Source organism: uncultured Algimonas sp. (assembly GCF_947498175.1).
In the GTDB taxonomy this organism is placed as follows: domain Bacteria; phylum Pseudomonadota; class Alphaproteobacteria; order Caulobacterales; family Maricaulaceae; genus Litorimonas.
Map to the genome: position 1 here is coordinate 350,260 of NZ_CANMJB010000004.1, position 17,459 is coordinate 367,718.

Here is a 17,459-nt window from a genome sequence, read left to right on the forward strand (position 1 = left end):
CCTTTTCTGAACTTCGCTGACCAGACTTCGGCGACCCAAACGTAAAGGACATGACATGGTGAAGCCTGCTGCAAGCCCCTTCCTGACGGTGGAAGAAACCGCTGAATATTTACGAATGAAAGTCTCGACGCTGGACGCAATGCGTTGGCGTCACGAGGGTCCGACCTTCCGCAAGCACGGCGCAAAAGTGCTCTACCATCGCGATGATCTCGACCTCTGGTCCCGGTCCCAGCACGTCGGCGAGACGCTCGCTCCGGCCAACGATCGGGCCGACAATGACCGGTGAGGCGCTTACGGTCGTTGTGGTTCAATACCGCAAAAAGAGGCTGAATCACCGCATCCTCTTCGGAACGCCTGTTCGCGAATATCGGCTAGGGTGGCGCCGCTCGCTCGCCAGTTTTCTGCCGGGGCAGGTTTTCGGGTATGAACGCTGGCGAGCGAATAGATACGGGACTCAGGCTTGGTCCATCGCCGTCGGGCGCGCTTGCGCGCCTTCTGGCGTAACGTTCGTCGAAGGCATTCATCCAGGGCTGGACCTTTGGCTTCACGCCATTGGTAAGACGCGCGTAAAGCGCGTCTTTGATGCGCTGAGCGCCTTCCGTGACGTTGGAATCAAGCCTTCTGAGCTGCCTGAGCGTCGCTGGCGCGCGCTCAATTTGGCGAACGAACAAGGCCAAGCTTTGACCTCGATTGTAGGGCGTTGGACATGCTGATCCGTGTCTTGGCTCCACTCTGTATTGCCGCGCTTTGCGGGGCCACACTGATGCAGATCGTCCGTCCCAGCGTTCCGAAATTGCTCTACAATCCAAGTCCAAGTGCGCCTGTGGGATGGTACCAAGTCAAACGAAATGCGACTGTGGAACGGGGTGATCTTGTTGCGGCTTACGCGCCGCCGGAGGCGAGCGCGCTCGCGATAGAGCGCCAATACCTTCCCCCTGAAATACCGCTTATCAAGACCGTCTGGGCAGTCAGCGGAGAGCAGGTCTGTCACGACGGACGCACGGTCAACGTCGCCGGGAGACCTGCGCTTGTCGTGCTGACGCACGACAGCCTCGGCCGTCCCTTACCCCACCGAAACGGGTGCTATAGCGTGTCGGAAGATCAGGTCTTTCTGGTCTCGACCGATGTGCAGACCTCATTTGATAGCCGGTATTTTGGATCGGTCTCTCGCTCGAATATCATCGGCAAAGTCGAGTATCTGGGGCGACTGCACGGTCGCTCGGAACGCCTTGGTGTCAGCGGGAAGGCAGGGCACGGGTGAAAGGCGTGGAGGGCAAGATAAAAGAGGTTGTCGACAACCCAGGACTAAGTCCTTTCTGCACATCGGTTTTTTCTGTCGACACACGAAATCGAGTGTCGACAAGGAATTGGAGTTTTCGCAGGTCTCACTGGGGTTTTTCGTGTCGACACGGAGGTCCAACCCTTCACCAGCCTCTTGGAGCCTCCTAGCACCGTGACCAAGCGAAAGGAGTTCGAAATCAGGGTTGGGCGCATTCGGTCGCGCTCGGGCGCGAGAAAGGCTGTCAGTTTTTTCAACCAGATCGAGCGAGCCACTAACCGCGCAAACCGCACCCTGCCTTCGTCGTTTTCCGGGACGAGATCGGGCGGCAATGCGATGCGGTTTTATCGCAGGGTCGTCATCAAGGCGTCGTTCAAAACTCACGCGTCGGGCGGCCATATGGCTCTCAAGAAGCATGTCGATTACATTCAACGGGACGGCACGGACGAGCATGGCGGACGAGCCGAAGTCTATGGATCGGATGTCGCTCGGAGCGATGACGAAACGGATCGGTCTGTTCTACCGTCGAACGTCGCCAAGGATTGGAAGGACGACCGCCATCACTTTCGGTTCGTGATTGCGCCAGAGGACGGCGCGCAGCTTTCGGATTTGTCCGCCTACACATGCGACCTTGTCAGCGCGATGGAAGTCGAACTCGGCACCAAGCTCGAATGGATTGCGGCCGATCATTACAACACGTCCAATCCTCACACTCATCTCGTCGTCCGCGGTGTTCGGGATGACGGTTCTGATCTCGTCATCCCGCGCCGATATTTGGCTAGGGGTATACGGCGACAGGCGGAGAGACTCGTCGAGCAGGAACTCGGTCCGGTTACCCAGATCGAACGTCGCGTGCGTCTTGCAAAGACCGTCGATGCCGACCGCGTCACAGACTTGGATCGAGCCCTGCAGAGACAAGCCTATGAGGGTGTCGTCGATCTCTCCGGTCCCGCTCCGAAAGGACGGGTCTGGCATCGTCAGCTTCTGGTCAAACGTATGCGCTATCTCACTTCGACCGGATTGGCCGAACCGTTAGGCGGCGGGAGATGGGAGTTCGATACCGACGCAATCAATCGCTTGAAGCAAATGGGCGAACGAAATGACATCGTGAAAACTCTGCACCGATCCATGACGGCAGACGAGCCGAGGCTGGTCACCGAGGACAACATCTTCGATCCAAACAGACTCGGAGCAGAAGCGAAGACGGGCTTGGTCAGGCGCTTCGGAAAAGTTGATGATACGCGCGAGACTGGGTTCGTCATCATCGAGGTTAATGATGGGCGCCTCGTTCACGCAACAGTGGCTGACGATGACGCCTTTCGGACGCTCCGCGAGAACCAAGTCGTTACCCTCAAGCCTCACCACAAAGGACCGAGGTCAATTGATCGATCCATCCTTGAGTTCTCCAACAGAAACGGTGGCGTCTACGATGCGGGCAGACACGCGACAGAGAGCGACCGCGTGTCCATCGCCTACGCGAGAGCCCACGAGCGAAGACTGGAGGCCTTGCGCCGCCGAAAGGTCGTGATCCGAAGACAAGACGGTACATGGCGCATTCCGGGTGACTACCTCGACCAAGTCACAAACTATGAGGCCGCCCGCTCGAAACGCCTCCCCGTCTCCATTGATCGTGATAGCCAGCTGACGATGAAGCAGATGGAGACCGCGAGGGGCGTGACATGGCTGGACCGCAAGATCGTGAGCGGCAGTAGCGAGGTCGAGCAGCAGGGAAGTATCGGAACTGCGATGGCGAAGCGAAAGGCATTTCTCCAAGAGCTCGGCGTTGCGAAATTGGAAGACGGTAACTTTGGCAAGGAAGTGTTGAAGGACCTGCAGGCTCTTGATCTGCGAGACGCGGCAGCGTCCCTGACTTCGGAAACAGGAAAAGCTTATGCTGCGCTAGGAGGTCGGCGAGAGATTGACGGTATCTACCGAGAAGCCATCGAACGACCGAGTGGGAAGTTCGCAGTCATCGAGAGGTCACGAGAGTTCACTCTCGTCCCTTGGCGCCCGATCATGGAGCGGCGATTGGGCCGATCGATTTCAGGAAGGGTGTCTGCTAGAGGCATCAGCTGGAATGTGGTCGGGCGGCGAGGCCCATCTAGGTGAAGCTTACTCACATTTGGGCAGCTCAGTTTTAGTGTAACGTTTGACGCCCCTTCATTGAGAAACAAAGCGTACGGGTCTATTGAGACGCGTCAGCATGGCGATGTTCCCTAAGGCGGAAACTCCGCTCGCGCGTCCGCAGGACGACCGTCTCTCGAACACAAGTTGTGAGCATTGCAATTAAGGAGCGAGCCCCCACATAGAATGGGAACGAATTGGGTGTCGACCCTATACTCGCCGCGCTGATTCGTCCGACATGGACACTCGCGTCCAGTCTCCGTGCTAGGTTCACCTCGACCAAGCAGAAAGGAGGGTGTGATGACGAATCTAAAGACTAAGCTAGCGATAGTGGCGTTGGAAGTGTCGGCGGTTGCGAGGTGCCTGAGTCAAGGCGAACGACCGGGTGTCCTAGGATGATCAGTCTGAGTTGGGGTTAGCTCCAGTGTAAACCGTTGGGGAGCTGCAACTCCTCCCCACCTCGCCTTCCCACTATTTTGACACATGTGCTTGAGAAGGGGCGTGCAACTACTCGAATGACAAATCCTCACAATTCTGCCGTTCAGCTTCCCATGCTCGCGTGCGTTCCACTGACTGGCGAAGAAGAAAACGGCCTCGCTCAATTGCGACTTCAATGTCGCCGCGCTCGTCTGGATTAAGTTCATCTAGCCAAGAAAGGCGGTTCTCAATAGCGGCCGCCCTCGACCCAGACCATGAGGTCGGCTCCAAACGCCTAACGATAGCATCGATAATGACAGCGGGATCTGGCGCACGATTGGTCAGAAGAATGGACTGCTCCGATAGGCCAGAGGGACGTTGACCTGGGCCGGACCCGTTGTGGAACGCATGGAATTCCGCTGCAAATGGATATCGGAGATTTGGATCTTCATCGCACCAATCGGCGAGAAGCTCAGCACTCACTCGCCCCAAGACCCCGACGTCTCTGAGACTGTAGCAGTCTGAGAAGATTGTGCGAGTTAGACGAGAGTTCGCCAAATTAGCTGCTGAGGCGAACCGAGCCAAAGAGCGTCGCGGTGCATGAGCAAATAGTAGACCCAGAATCACCGGTCGCGTGTCATTGTATCTAAGCCCCAATTCCGCATCGTCCAGATGGGCCGGATCAACCCGATCTGCAAACGCCGTAAATATGTCATCCGTCAGCCCGTCCACCGCAAAAGCGTTGAACACACGCTTTAATCGATCGGAGCTATGCTGCTGTGAGAAAGAGGAAGGGTCCTGCTGCGTCATCCATACGAGGACGGAATTCCGAAAAGCTTCGGAACCGGTATCTCGCTTAAAAGCGAATAGACTTAATGCCTCCAAAGCTGCATGGACTGAAGTTTCCCCGTCAGCGGCTCCAATTAGCCTGAGTAGATGAAGGCGCTCCGCATCGGTCCATTCGCTCTCTCTAGATGCCCAAAGCACGCGGCTGAAGCGATGCGGCTGCGCATCCACTTGTGACAGATAGACTTCGAATCGGCGAAGCGCCGCATGGTCCAATCCCGCGACCATCTGCATGGCGACCAAGGTGTGGCCAAGCACAGGGTCCGTCGGTAAACGATCAAGAAAGTTGTCAAATGCGTTCGGATCCTTCTCGTGCCAAGCTCGTCCAAGGCCCAAGAAATAGGCAAAGACGTAATTTCCACTCAAAGCCGTCGTCACCAGCTCGCAGCACCGTTCGAACTCCTCTGCAATATCGGCTAGACCCATTCCGACCCCATAACCGAATGGCTCTACACGCATTGTCTCATTGGTGCTGAGCAATTCGCTTCGAACTTCGGTCAGTGTGTCAGTATCCCTAGCTGCCTCTTGTCCAAGCGACTCGGCGCGTGCGGTGAGAGCGGCCTCCATGGTCCTGTAATCACCGTTATGTTCACGGTAATTAGCGGCGTCTCTTAGGATAACACTAACCCGTATTTGACCGGCAAGAGAGTCTGGGGCTAGGCGGTCAATTAAGTCTTCCAATGAAGTACGCACATCTGCTTCCATGCCTTCCCCATCAAACTCCAGAGTCTCGCGGGCACTGATGTGAAGACCGGGCCAGGCGCGATTGCCGATCGCCTCGTTGATGCGCTCTATCAGGCGGGTCCGATGCGCCGCATGCCGCCAATGGCCGCGAAACCGTTGCTCAATGATGCGTCTGGCGGCCTCATAGTGCTCTGGAAGATCGCGCAGTACATCAAACGCCAAATCGATGTAGTCGCAGAAGAACTCGTCTCGTTCATCCCACGTTTGAGCGTGCCATCCCCAGCTTCGGGAGCGGCTCCCAAATCTCATGGTCCGAGATGACGAGAAATGAGAAATTTCGAGGCCCGCATCCAATGCGCGGACACCAAGCTCCGACAGCCGCGGCAGATCTGGATCAAATATAATCCGGCGAAGAAAGGTACTGCGTGTCTGACCATCTGCCATCGTGCCGGAGAAATGGTAGGCGAAAAGCGCCTCAAACGATCCAATCGCCGAGTTCGACGCAGGATTATCGGCACCGATCTGCTCAAGAGCTATCGAGCCCAGTGCGGTGGCAGAACGGTCAAACAGCTCGGCGTCATAGGTCAGGTCCGCAACCAAGTTCGCGACTCGCGCGTCAAGCGCGTAGCCCGCGCCTAAAGTTCGTTCGATCGCACCCAACGCACTAGAAGGGTCGAGCGGCGCCAGATACTCGAATTGGCGCTGCCTGTCCTCATCGAGACCAGAGGCCCGACCGAGCACACCTGCCTCCCCATAGGCAAGTCTTGCAACCTCACATGCAACCGGAAGATCGTGCAGCAACCCTAATCTATGACAGAACGAAACACTGAGACGTGTAGGTGCCGGCTCAATCCAGTGATCGTAAAGATGCTGCGCGGGGTAAGCGGCGAGACCATCCCGCGCTATCCGGTTGGCAAGTGCGTGAGGCAACAGAGCACGCCACGAGCCGCGCGCCTGCACCAATCCGCGACTTTGGAGTTGAGCGACATTACGGGCAGCCTCAATGGGTGTGAGGCCTCGATCCTGGACGAGAATGGATAATTCGCCAGTGTCGGTAAGGTCTTCGCCATGAAAGCTGTAGACCAGTGAAAGGGCTTCCGCCGTTCCGGTAAGTACTGGGCCGGCGCCTCGCCGCTGCTCGAATAAGCGCCGAAAGAGATCGACATCGCGGAGCTCCCCCAGCGTGGTGTTTTGATCGACCGTTGAAGCGATGGCAAAAGCAATACGGGCATTCCCCTCGGCGAGTTCGGCTAGGCGTCGCGCATCGACCTGGGTCAAAATCTCAAAGCGCTCACGCAGCAGTGTTTCAAGAACGTCCTGAGACGCTCCCTTCATGTCAAAGCACTGGGTGCCTTCAGGGATATCGTCTGTTAGGTCGTATTCTATCGTGAGAAGACTGACATTGCGGGCGCTCCTGCGCAGAAGTCGAGTCAACCGGGAGTGGGTATCCGGCCCGCAGTTGTCGACGATTACACGGAATACCCCGTCCAAACGGCCGAGAAATTCGATCACACGGTCCGGGACAGGATCCGGGCTGTCTCCCAAATCCGTGTAGATGACCGTCTCGGCTGCCAAAACCGTATCTGGATCAATACGATCATCGAAGAGAGCCTGTGCCAGTCGGGTCTTTCCGACGCCCGACAGGCCGATCAATCGGGCCGACGTCTGCGGGCGTGAGAGAGTGCCGCGCAAATGACGGATCCCCTCCAATACCGATACATTCTCGTCGACGCCTGGGACGCTAATACGGCTAGTTTCATCAAGATGGTAGGGAGCCTCAAGTTCCGTCTCATTATGGGCCCACGGCGCATAGGGCTGCCAACCTTGCAACTGCGGCGCCCCAACCTTTTGTCTCAGCCAGAGGCCAATACTTGGGTGTCGTTCCGCCCAATCCGAGATTCGGCGAGCATCAAAGAAATCGACACGCACGCCACCAAGCTCTGCCACCACTTCCTGCATGGCCTCGCGACGTCGCTCCAGCATGGCATGAGAACAGTCATCACGAGTTGAGGCTATAATATAGGCGCCCCCAATATCCGACAGGCGGGAAAACAGGGCACGCGGGTCATTCCCATCGCGCATTTCTCCTTGCACTTTCGCTGGCCCCATTGTTTCGGCCTTGACTTGCAAGCAGGTATCGGATGCGCCCCGAAAGAGGGGGATCTGAAGGAACCTGTTCTCCGTCAGATCGACGCGCACATCGACGCCGCCGTCCGCTGCGCGCTGATCTCCACCCCAGAGGACGGCGTCTACAGGCGCGCCGGCCTGTGCCAACTCCGCCCTGCACAGCCGAGCAATAAGCTCGCGGGCATCAGCGTCATTAAGGGCCTGTACCCATGCGGTTTCAGTATCGAACATTTCAAAGACCCATCCAGAGTTTCGGACTTGGGAGTTCTCCGCGTTTGATACAATAATACTATTCAATTTAATGATATCAGGTCGGCAAAACCTGAGTCAGATCTTCGACTCGCACCTTAACCTTCTATTCTTTTAAGCGCCGAGTCCTGCGGGCTCCCACCTGTCTGCAACGCTATCAGCGTAGAATGTAACGCTAGCCTTCGACTATCGGACGTGCGCACCAGAGGGTTCAGAAGACGAGACTACTCTGCCTTCTTCAGCCAGTGGTAAAACTCGAGGACATTCCCCTCGGTGTCCCTGATCTGGGCGACATGCGTGTCATTGACGTCATGCGGTTCCATCACCGACTCCAAGCCCGCCTTAGTCAGCCGGACATGCGCGGCAGCGGCATCCTCTACTTCGATTGTCGGAACGGTGCTGTCGCCAAAATCGACTTCGACATCGATCGCGTTCGGATTGAAGATCCCGAAGAGGAATCCATCAATATCCCAGAACACGAAGCGGTCGGTTTCGGAGTCATGCTCTCTCTGGAAGATGTGATCCGTGTAGCAAGCCTTGGCCCGTTCGAAGTCGCGGGCGGTGACGTAGAGCGAGTTTACTTTCATGGTTCCAAGGGCCTCTTAATTATGGGTGCATATGTATGCGCCGCGCACATATAGCGCAGAGCAGGATTGAAGTCCATGCGCCGTGCATATATCCCACCTAAGTGATTGATGCTTCCAACGCTCCGGGTCTGCTTCGCGTCGCCAACCTCTTTGGTGCCGTATCCCAAGCTGTGGACGACGCCGTTTCCGACGCCATATCTTCCCAGTCTCCATCAAACATCTCTCCAGCCGCGCTATCTCTTGTTGGCCACGCGGAGGGCATCACCATCGCCCAAATCGGGCGGGCGCTGGGCCTGTCGCACCCGGGCACGGTTCGCCTCGTGGACCGGATGGTCGCCGCCGGCCTTGCAGAACGAAAGACATCACCAGCTGATGCACGTGCGGTATCGGTCCACCTGACGGCTGAAGGCCGGGAACTGGCCCAGCAAGTCGCCGTCAAGAGGCTCGGCGTCATCGGAGACTTGATCTCCGGACTCGATCCGACGGAACAGGAAACCCTTGCCTCGCTCGCAGACCGGATCCTCACGACGAGCGTTAACACATTCGATGCGGGAGTACGCGTGTGCCGCCTATGCGAGCCGTCCGTCTGCACCGACTGTCCTGTAGAGCCCGTATTCGTTTCCCATACGGAATCACTCCGGGAGGATTCGCACGCGGGGCCTGATTGACGAGGCCGTAAGCTCCACTGCGAAGATCATTGCAGACTCGTCGATGCCTGAGGACTCCAGCCCTCATCACATTGCCCCCTATCTTATTCTGACCTCCCTGCTCACTTTATCGGTCTGGATTGGCGGCTGGATGTGTGTGTCCGTTTGACCTTCCACTTGCGTACAGACGGACTTAACGCTGATGCTAGTTCCACGCCTTGTGCCCACAGATTGCCGCGAGTGCACTTTGACGTTTTTTGACACGAATTTTCGAATTAACCCTAGACTTCGGATGCCCGGAAGTACTGGATCAAGTTGTAAGCAAGATAGGCCGGAGCCAACACGGTTATCAGGGCGGCTGACACGAAGAATAGGATGATCATCCCAAATAGGGATAGGAAGAACGTGAAGCCGGTCAGTTTCGAGATGATGTCCGAGAGTAATTGCATGCACAGGAACATCATGAGGACGATCCCGACGACTGAAACCCAGCCTAGAGGATCTTGGAACGGCACAGCACCTAGTGCGAGTGGGATCACAATGGCGACAGCTAGAACGATGAAGTAGATCACCCTCTTGAGGTAGACGCTCTTCACATAGTAGGGCTGAAACATAAGGCACTTTCCTCTTGGGATGAGAAAACTCTAGAGATCAACCTCGTTTGCAGGCCGCGCGCCGTCCTTCAGCTCTTTGTGTTCCGCCTCGCGCCTCCGCTGCAACTCGGCTTGCGTCGAATCTAGCGCTTCCAGGATGCCGTCCTCATCGAACATCGCGACCTCGATGCGTTCTATCAGTGGAGAGTTGTCAGCCCGCGTCAGCCTCGCGGTGACAAGCGTGCCACATCCTTCCTCGAACGTCTCACCACCCACGGCACTTGGATTAAGCCTGCACCGACCCTCTTCCGCGCCCGTTCCGTCCCGTTGCCAGGTCAGCGTCAATCGCTCTCCCCGGTCCTCTGAATGCTCGGGCTCGCCGTATCGCTCGATCAGCCGGGCGGCCACATCCTCGTCGGCGACCTGATCGCCGTCTGTCAGGATTTGAGAGCGGATGATGCCGTACGCGGTCTCGGTGCCGGGCGCGCCCAGCAGGATCACGCGAATATTCTCGGTTACGTTCTTGGCCCGCGCGCCGAACAGGGCATCCGGTTCGCAAGGCAATGGCGGATTGCCCGCCGAGCGGTTGCGCACCGTGTCGGTCATGTCCGGAAATTCACTCGGCCTGCAAGCGTCGCCGTCCGAAGCCGCAATCCCGGTTTTCAACACGAAGCCAAGATTGTCCAGGTCGGAGAAATTGTAGTCGTAATCCACCGTCCGGACGATGCTCTCATCACAAGCGAACGCTTTCACTACTTCCTCGTGGCTCATACCTGGCGCAAGGCCCACTATATGCCAGCCTGATGTTCGGATGGTCGATGCGTCGCACTCCCTGTCTTTCGTCCCGACAGCGACCTCATCGTCATCGGCTTTGCCGCCAAAGCCCGGAAAGGCCGGAGCTTGGTTTTCCTGCGCGACGGTACGGATTGGCGTCTGGGTGACTTCGGCCTCGGTAGGAGGGGGTGAAGCGTCTTCTGGGTTTCCGCAGGCAGTGAGCGCGCCAAAGAGGACAAGGTAGAATGAGGATGACCGCAGAAACATGTTACTACTCCAGTCTGGGTTTCAAGCCACTCAGGCCAAAGCGACAGAGATTTCGGACCTAATCGAGAATGAGCCTTTTTTGAGGCACCTTCAACGGCGGGGTTTACCCAAGATGGCAAAAAATCAGGATTCAAGTTCGCATTTTTAATCGGGATGCGTCTTACTGTTTGTACAGCCAAACTTGGGAGGCAGGTCATGAGGGTTTTAGGGCAATTTGGCAAAGGGCTTCAACTGGCATTTAGGTTGACCGTTCTTGCAACAGCCTTGGCTTCTGGCACAGCCGTTCTTGCGCAAAGTTCGAACGGGGGTGGATTTAATACCTGCCCCAGCTGGGTATATACCACTGGTAATACGTGCGGTGGCAACGTTGTTGGGGATCTGCTTTGGGGCGTACTGTCGAACGGTGATAATTTACAAGGATTAGGATTGAACCCGCACGGACTTGGTGCCTTTGGTCTCGACCAATTCGGGTTCGATCCGTTTCTCATCGGCTTCAATCCCACAATGTTAACGGCTGAAGAAGACGAGATCATAGTCACCGGGGAAAGGATCCGCAGGAATCGTATTTTTGCATGTCCCCCCGGAGCCACGATGCTGGGCGGCAGTATCTGCTATCATCACATGGGTTACGAGGATCTTGTCACCAATCTTTTTTCAGACCCTCTCGTTATCTATGAAGAGTATACTCGTTGCGCTGAGGCTGGAGAGGCGAGTTGTGTGCCAGAGCCGGATGAAGAGCCATTGGAGCCCCATGAGCGACCATGCTCGCCGAAGGTAGCGGAGGCCTATGAAGCATGGAACTACACGAACCTAAGAAGTCCGTCCGATGTATGGAATACGCTAGGTGGCAATCTCGGTGCAGGGGGATTGAACGAAGGACATAATACGTGCGCAACGAGATTGAGCTGTGCTTTAAATGTGGCCGGTTATGTCATTCCAAATAGTAGAGATCATCAGACAAATATCCAGCAAACTTCTGGCCCGTATCAAGGAACGCGCATCATTTTAAGTGCCCTCAACATGCACAATTTTCTAACGGATAACTGGGGTGAGCCAGATCATCAGGTAATGGGGGCGAATGACGCTCGTAGCCATCTGGAAGATGGTCAGGTTGGAATCTATGTTAGATATGAACCAGTTCAGGTTGATGACAGAATTGAACAACGGGGTCACGCAGGCATCAATACTGGAGACCCTAATGCCGACGACCCGTATTCACATGAACCCGGGTCTTTCTGGACATTGCCGGTGGACTGTGAGCAAGACTAGGATGACGCAGTTCACCGATCTGGAAGGAGATATATCATGAGACGCCTGACAATTTTTCTGTCCGTCCTGGCTCCGATCCTTGTCCTGGCCTGTCAAACGCAGGCGTCGGACGAAAGACCGGCATCGTCGGACAACCGGGTGGACTGCTCGCTGTTCGGTATGCGCGTCGAGGTTCCGGGCCTCGAAAAGCAAACGGATTGCGGCTATGTCGATGAGAGCGGTCTTCTGCATATCGATGCCGAAACCATGGCGTTCGTCGATCATATTTTCGATGAAACGGGGTGGGAAATCTCTATTGGCCCTGAATATGAATATCATCCGCCGCACTTGCGTTGCTTGCCCTTGGCAACCTCGGACACAGGTTTCCATTACGTCTATTTTAACAGGCAAGGGCAGGCAAGACCCTCGCATTCGCCGGGCATCCCCATGTGCGGCATGTTTGGTATGGTATCAGACCTGTTCTTGAGTGAGGTGGATGGGAAGATCGTTCTTTCCGATGAAGATCTGAACATAGTCAGGCGTAGCGAATTCGTATTTGTAAAAGGGTTGGTCGGATGTACATCAGAACCCACCAAAGAGCCGGTGGACCATGGCAAATGGCTTGGCGGCGTGTGCGGACATATTGACAGGAACTTGAATGCCATCGGTGATATCGAGTTTCCATACGAGACGGTTGCGACCCAATCAGATTAGAAACACACTATCCGGAAGACTCCACGTTCTGTTATTTCGCTAGGCATTGGTTCGACTGAGCTTATCACGTCAATAAAATGACGGTAACAATTCGAGGCAATCTAAAAGCAACCGATGTTGCTTCAAAGACAGCTTTGACTTCTCATAATCTATATTCCAGGCCAAGCTAGGCGTGGCGGCATCATCGGTTTCACTCTTCTTTCACACAACATAATGCAGATTATGTTGTGTGAAAGCCACAAACGCATTCTCAGCACTCCATCCCCTAACCCTCCAAACGAGCTTATGTGAACGCGCAAGTATTATCAGGTTATCCAACATACGCTAGGGCTAACAGGAGCGCTGCAGTTATTGTTCGTAAGTTCCAGACATCAGGCCTACAGATCCGGGAACACCCTCTTGTCAATGCTGCGCCTGCAGTAAAGATCGCATTACGCGCTAACCTCCGGTTAACTCTATCCAACCAATGCGCGGTGACGACATTGAGGAAGAGCTATGAAGACCGGCACCGATAAACTCATGTGGGCATTGGCAATTGCTGCCGCGGGGTCTGTGGCGTCTGCGCCAACTGCGATTTCTGCGAACGACAATCTGGGTGTCGTGCTGCAGTCGGCGTATACCAGCAACTACCACTTCAGAGGCATCACCCGTTCGGGCGATGCGCTGCAGACCTCTGCCGAGGTCTCGTACGCAAATCTCACCGTCGGCGCCTGGACATCCGTAGGACTGGGAGACGACGAGGGGGTGTTTACGGATGAGATCGACATTTACGCGTTCACTGGCTGGAACCTTGGGGACGCGGTTAGCGCAGAGGTCGGTGCAACGCTTTACCACTTCCCGCAACTAGGAGGGTTCTTCGATATTGGAAACGAAACAGGCGACGCCAGCACGATTGAGGTCTACGGAGGCATCGATTTCAATGTGCCTTTTGAACCAAGAGTGACGGGATATTACGACGTCAACCTACGCACTGTCACGTTGGAGGGAGGGTTATCCTATCCTGTTGCGATTGGGTCCAGAGTATCGATTGTTCCAAGTTTCGACGCCGGTCTGGTTGAAGACTCGGACGGGGACGGCGTCGACTACCAGTATGCAGAGGCTAGCGGGCGGCTGGAGTTCGGAATCTCGGGCAGTGCGGCACTCTTCACATCGGGACATTACGCGATCAGCACGGAAGATACGTTTCTGGACACAGACTTCTCCCTCTCCGATGCGGACAAAGTTTTGAACCCTCAACAGAACGCCGCCTGGTTCAAGGTCGGCCTATCAGCAACATACTGAGAGCGACCATGCGCGCGCTCGCAACAATCTTGGTCCTGGCGACGTGCCCACCTGCAGTGGCGCAATCTTTGGAGCAGGCAGTGAACAGCACCTGCCTCACCAACCCGGGCGTTGCCACGGCGACCTTCAGAGTGGCGCAAAGCGAGGAGGGCATCATCGAGGCGCGCTCCGCGTTGTTCCCGAGGCTGGACAGCACCACGCAGATCGGCCTTGCCGACGACGGCGACGAAGTCGATGAACTTCGCGGCGGTCTCGGGCCGCTGACGAATGCGCGTCAGGTCTCGTCCCGGCTTTCGCTCTCCCAACCCCTCTACCTCGGTGGACGGGCCAGGGCTGGTATCGCACAAGCAAAGGCTAGTCGCGATGTCGAACTCTACCGTCGACAGGCCGAACTCATCGATCTGCAACTCGACACGATCGAGGCCTATGTGGACCTTGCCCGCGCCCGAGCGCAGGACGATGTGCAACGCAGCAACGTCAGGGCTTTGAAAGAGCAACTCGGCAATGCGGAACGTCGGTTCGAACTGGGTGCCGGCACCCGGTCGGATATAGTCCAGGCTAGGTCCAGGATCGGTCAAGGCGAAGCGGGAGTGACCGATGCCCAGAACGCGATCCGACAGGCTTTCGTGCGTCTGCGCAACATCACTGGTCTTACAACCGTCGACGATATTGAGTTGCCGACTGAGCCGTCAGTCCCCCTATCCATTGGTGCAGCGCTTTCCGAGGCTGCACGGAACAACCCCAACGCCCGCATCGCCTTGGCTCAAATAGAGCAGGCGGAGCAGAGCATTCGCGTGGCCCAGGGCGAGCGTTCGCCGAACATCCGCTTGCTCGGCAATCTGAATATCCAAAGGGACACGGCATTCAATGGTTTCGAGCGAGACGAAGGGTCTCTGAGCGTAGAGATGAATATACCGATCTTTGCGGGCGGCGGGCTCGCCTCCCGAGAGCGAAGTGCAAAGCTTGGGGCAGCTTTGCAGAGAAGCGAGCGGGACCGCATCCTTCAGCGGTTGGCGGAAACGGTCGAAAGGGAATGGTACAACCTGCTCGCCTCTAAGGACCTCATCGAGGTAAATAACGGACTTCTGAAAGCAGCCACGCAGGCGCTGGAGGCTGTGAGCCGGGAAGTCGAAGCGGGCTTCAGACCCAATGTGGACCTGCTCAACGCTCAACAGGAATTGCTTGCCGCCGAAATAGGCCTGACCAATGCCAGGTTCGACACGGTCCTGTCTGCCTACAGATATCTCGGTGTGATAGGAACGATTGGCGAAGGCCGGTTTTTGAAATGCCGGGACGTGATAGGCGATCTGCCACATACTACTCCAGACCTGAGCGACCAGAAGGAACTGTCCCGGAGATGGGTTCCCTGGTTGCCAGTGGGTCCCGACACAAATAGGTCCGACAGGCGGGGGCCGCGGGCCAGACGGTGACCCTGGCACGTTGAGCGGATCGATCCTGGCATGAGGACTGGGGTGAATACAGAGCCGAATCCGTCGGCCCAGAAGATGGACACAGGGTTATCCTGTCTCGTCCTGCTTATGGGCTTCCTTGACGTACCTGCCGACCCGGCGCACCTCAAGCACGAGATCGGCAAGGACCATGCCGCCACGGCTGCGGACATTGTGCGTCTCGCCAAGCGTGCCGGGCTCCGGTCACGCATCACGACTTTGGGGACCCACCGTCTCGAGTTCTTCGCTTTGCCCACCATCGCCCGTGCCAAGGACGGGTCCTTTTTCATTATCGGAAAAGTCAATGAAGGCCGGGCGCTCGTCCAAGTCCCGGGGGAGGCTCCGCAGTCACTTGCCTATGAAGATCTTGATGACTTGTGGGACGGAACGGTCATACCCCTGGCTCGCCGCGACAAGCCGACGGGCGGCGAAGGCAAGTTCGACGTCACATGGTTCATTCCCGCGCTAATCAAGTACCGCCATCTTCTGCGGGACGTGATGCTGGCCTCGCTCGCGCTCCAGGTATTCGCGCTCGGCACGCCACTGTTTTTCCAAGTCGTCGTAGACAAGGTGCTCGCCCATCAAGGGCTAACCACGCTGGACGTGCTCGCCATTGGCCTCATCTCGCTTGTCGTGTTCGAAGCGCTCATGGGCGGGCTCAGAGCGTATCTCTTCACGCACACCACCAGCCGTGTCGATGTCGAGTTGGGATCGAACCTATTCCGGCACCTGCTCAAGCTCCCCTTGGCCTATTTCGAGTCCCGTCGCGTGGGGGACACAGTCGCGCGGGTAAGGGAACTGGAAACGATCCGGGAATTCTTGACATCGTCTTCCGTCACATTGGTGATCGATCTCGCCTTCACGGTCATCTTCCTCGTCATTATGTGGTTCTACAGCGTGGCGCTGTTCACCGTCGTCGCGGTCTCCATCCCGCTCTACGTGATCATCAGCGTGATCATTACGCCGCCCTTGCGCCGGAAGATCGAAGAGCAATTCCACCGCGGCGCGGACAACCAGTCCTTCCTGGTCGAGAGCGTGACGGCCGTGCAGACACTCAAGGCGATGGCGGTCGAACCGCAGATGCAAACCCGTTGGGAGAACCAGCTTGCGGGTTATGTGAAATCGGGGTTCGACGCCGCCAAGCTCGGCATCATAGGCCAACAGGCGATCCAGTTGGTCAACAAGCTCGCGTCTGCCATCATCCTCTATGTCGGGGCGAAGCTTGTGATCGAAGGACAGATGACCGTGGGCCAACTCGTTGCCTTCAACATGTTCGCCGGACATGTGTCGCAACCCATACTGCGCATGTCGCACCTCTGGCAGCAGTTCCAGCAGGTCCGTGTCGCCGTTGCGCGGCTGGGCGACATCCTCAACGCCCCGATCGAGCGGGCGAGCAAGCCGTCTCAATCGGCCCTGCCCGCCATCGAGGGGCGGATCGAGTTCGACGGTGTCTTTTTCCGCTACGAGCCCGGAGGCCGCGAAATCCTGCGCGACGTAACCCTGGAAATCCCGCCGGGCCAGATCGTGGGTATCGTCGGCTCGTCCGGATCCGGCAAATCGACCTTGGCAAAGCTGGTACAGCGACTCTACGTGCCGGAAAGCGGGCGCGTCCTGGTCGACGGGGTCGATCTGACGATGGTGGACCCGGCCTGGCTGCGCCGCCAAGTCGGCGTGGTGCAGCAGGAGAACATCCTGTTCAACCGGACAGTTCGGGACAATATCGCGCTCGCCGACACGGGCATGGCGATGGAGCGCGTGGTCGCGGCCGCGCATCTCGCCGGCGCTCACGATTTCATCCTCGAACTTCCGGAAGGCTACGACACGCAGATCGACGAGCGCGGCGGCAACCTGTCGGGCGGACAGCGCCAGCGCATCGCCATCGCCCGGGCGCTGGCCATCGATCCGCGCATCCTCGTGTTCGACGAAGCCACCAGCGCGCTGGACGCAGAAAGCGACGCCGCCATCACGGCCAACATGCCCAAGATCGCGGCCAACCGAACGGTCTTCATCATCGCGCACCGCCTTTCGACCCTGCGCTCCGCGAACCGGATCGTGACGATGGAGAACGGCAAGATCGTGGAGGACGGGTCCCACGACGAGCTGATGCGCCGGGGTGGACGCTATGCCCAACTCTGGCGCGAGCAGATGCTCGGCCTGTCCACGGCGGAGTAGTC

14 protein-coding genes are annotated in these 17,459 nt (G+C 57.0%); 10 read left to right on the plus strand and 4 right to left on the minus strand.

Annotated features, from left to right (window positions below; translation table 11 throughout):
- Positions 1–55 precede the first annotated feature (55 nt).
- The 4 genes from Q0718_RS08715 to Q0718_RS08725 all read left to right on the plus strand — a co-directional run bounded on the left by Q0718_RS08715 (position 56) and on the right by Q0718_RS08725 (position 3,388).
- Entirely contained in the window at positions 56–286 is a 231-nt protein-coding gene (locus Q0718_RS08715; RefSeq protein ID WP_298916456.1) for a helix-turn-helix domain-containing protein, read from the plus strand.
- Positions 276–713, plus strand: coding sequence for a DUF2840 domain-containing protein (locus tag Q0718_RS13705; RefSeq protein ID WP_366523843.1), 438 nt, complete (start codon positions 276–278; stop codon positions 711–713). The genes Q0718_RS08715 and Q0718_RS13705 overlap by 11 nt, the downstream gene beginning before the upstream one ends.
- Positions 707–1,261 (plus strand): S26 family signal peptidase, encoded by a 555-nt coding sequence (locus Q0718_RS08720; protein ID WP_298916459.1) that lies wholly within the window; start codon positions 707–709, stop codon positions 1,259–1,261. The genes Q0718_RS13705 and Q0718_RS08720 overlap by 7 nt, the downstream gene beginning before the upstream one ends.
- A gap of 192 nt (positions 1,262–1,453) precedes the next feature.
- Positions 1,454–3,388, plus strand: coding sequence for a DUF3363 domain-containing protein (locus tag Q0718_RS08725; protein WP_298916462.1), 1,935 nt, complete (start codon positions 1,454–1,456; stop codon positions 3,386–3,388).
- A 522-nt stretch (positions 3,389–3,910) separates the two neighbouring features.
- On the opposite strand, the gene Q0718_RS08730 is transcribed toward Q0718_RS08725, so the two are convergent.
- Positions 3,911–7,708: a hypothetical protein gene (locus tag Q0718_RS08730; RefSeq protein ID WP_298916465.1), complete on the minus strand. Its 3,798-nt coding sequence runs from the start codon at positions 7,706–7,708 to the stop codon at positions 3,911–3,913.
- A 242-nt stretch (positions 7,709–7,950) separates the two neighbouring features.
- A complete protein-coding gene (locus Q0718_RS08735; protein WP_298916468.1) occupies positions 7,951–8,313 on the minus strand; it encodes a VOC family protein in 363 nt (120 codons plus the stop codon).
- Positions 8,314–8,414: 101 nt separating this feature from the next.
- On the opposite strand from Q0718_RS08735, the gene Q0718_RS08740 reads away from it, so the two are divergent.
- The gene (locus Q0718_RS08740) at positions 8,415–8,981 is read left to right on the plus strand and encodes a MarR family transcriptional regulator (RefSeq protein ID WP_298916471.1); all 567 of its coding nucleotides are present in this window, start codon (positions 8,415–8,417) and stop codon (positions 8,979–8,981) included.
- A 260-nt stretch (positions 8,982–9,241) separates the two neighbouring features.
- On the opposite strand, the gene Q0718_RS08745 is transcribed toward Q0718_RS08740, so the two are convergent.
- Both Q0718_RS08745 and Q0718_RS08750 read right to left on the minus strand, forming a co-directional pair.
- Positions 9,242–9,574 (minus strand): hypothetical protein, encoded by a 333-nt coding sequence (locus Q0718_RS08745; protein WP_298916474.1) that lies wholly within the window; start codon positions 9,572–9,574, stop codon positions 9,242–9,244.
- A 30-nt stretch (positions 9,575–9,604) separates the two neighbouring features.
- Positions 9,605–10,594, minus strand: a complete 990-nt coding sequence (locus tag Q0718_RS08750; protein ID WP_298916477.1) for a hypothetical protein — start codon at positions 10,592–10,594, stop codon at positions 9,605–9,607.
- 195 nt (positions 10,595–10,789) lie between these two features.
- Here Q0718_RS08750 and Q0718_RS08755 point away from each other — a divergent pair, with 195 nt between their 5' ends.
- From Q0718_RS08755 to Q0718_RS08775, 5 genes are all read left to right on the plus strand, one after another.
- A complete protein-coding gene (locus tag Q0718_RS08755) occupies positions 10,790–11,863 on the plus strand; it encodes a T6SS effector amidase Tae4 family protein (RefSeq protein ID WP_298916480.1) in 1,074 nt (357 codons plus the stop codon).
- A gap of 36 nt (positions 11,864–11,899) precedes the next feature.
- The gene (locus tag Q0718_RS08760) at positions 11,900–12,556 is read left to right on the plus strand and encodes a hypothetical protein (RefSeq protein WP_298916483.1); all 657 of its coding nucleotides are present in this window, start codon (positions 11,900–11,902) and stop codon (positions 12,554–12,556) included.
- Between the two features lie 495 nt (positions 12,557–13,051).
- Positions 13,052–13,837, plus strand: a complete 786-nt coding sequence (locus Q0718_RS08765) for a TorF family putative porin (protein WP_298916486.1) — start codon at positions 13,052–13,054, stop codon at positions 13,835–13,837.
- Positions 13,838–13,845: 8 nt separating this feature from the next.
- Positions 13,846–15,267 carry a TolC family outer membrane protein gene (locus Q0718_RS08770; RefSeq protein ID WP_298916489.1) on the plus strand — a complete coding sequence of 474 codons (1,422 nt, stop codon included), beginning with the start codon at positions 13,846–13,848 and terminating at the stop codon, positions 15,265–15,267.
- Between the two features lie 75 nt (positions 15,268–15,342).
- The gene (locus tag Q0718_RS08775) at positions 15,343–17,457 is read left to right on the plus strand and encodes a type I secretion system permease/ATPase (protein WP_366523856.1); all 2,115 of its coding nucleotides are present in this window, start codon (positions 15,343–15,345) and stop codon (positions 17,455–17,457) included.
- The last annotated feature ends 2 nt before the right edge of the window (positions 17,458–17,459 follow it).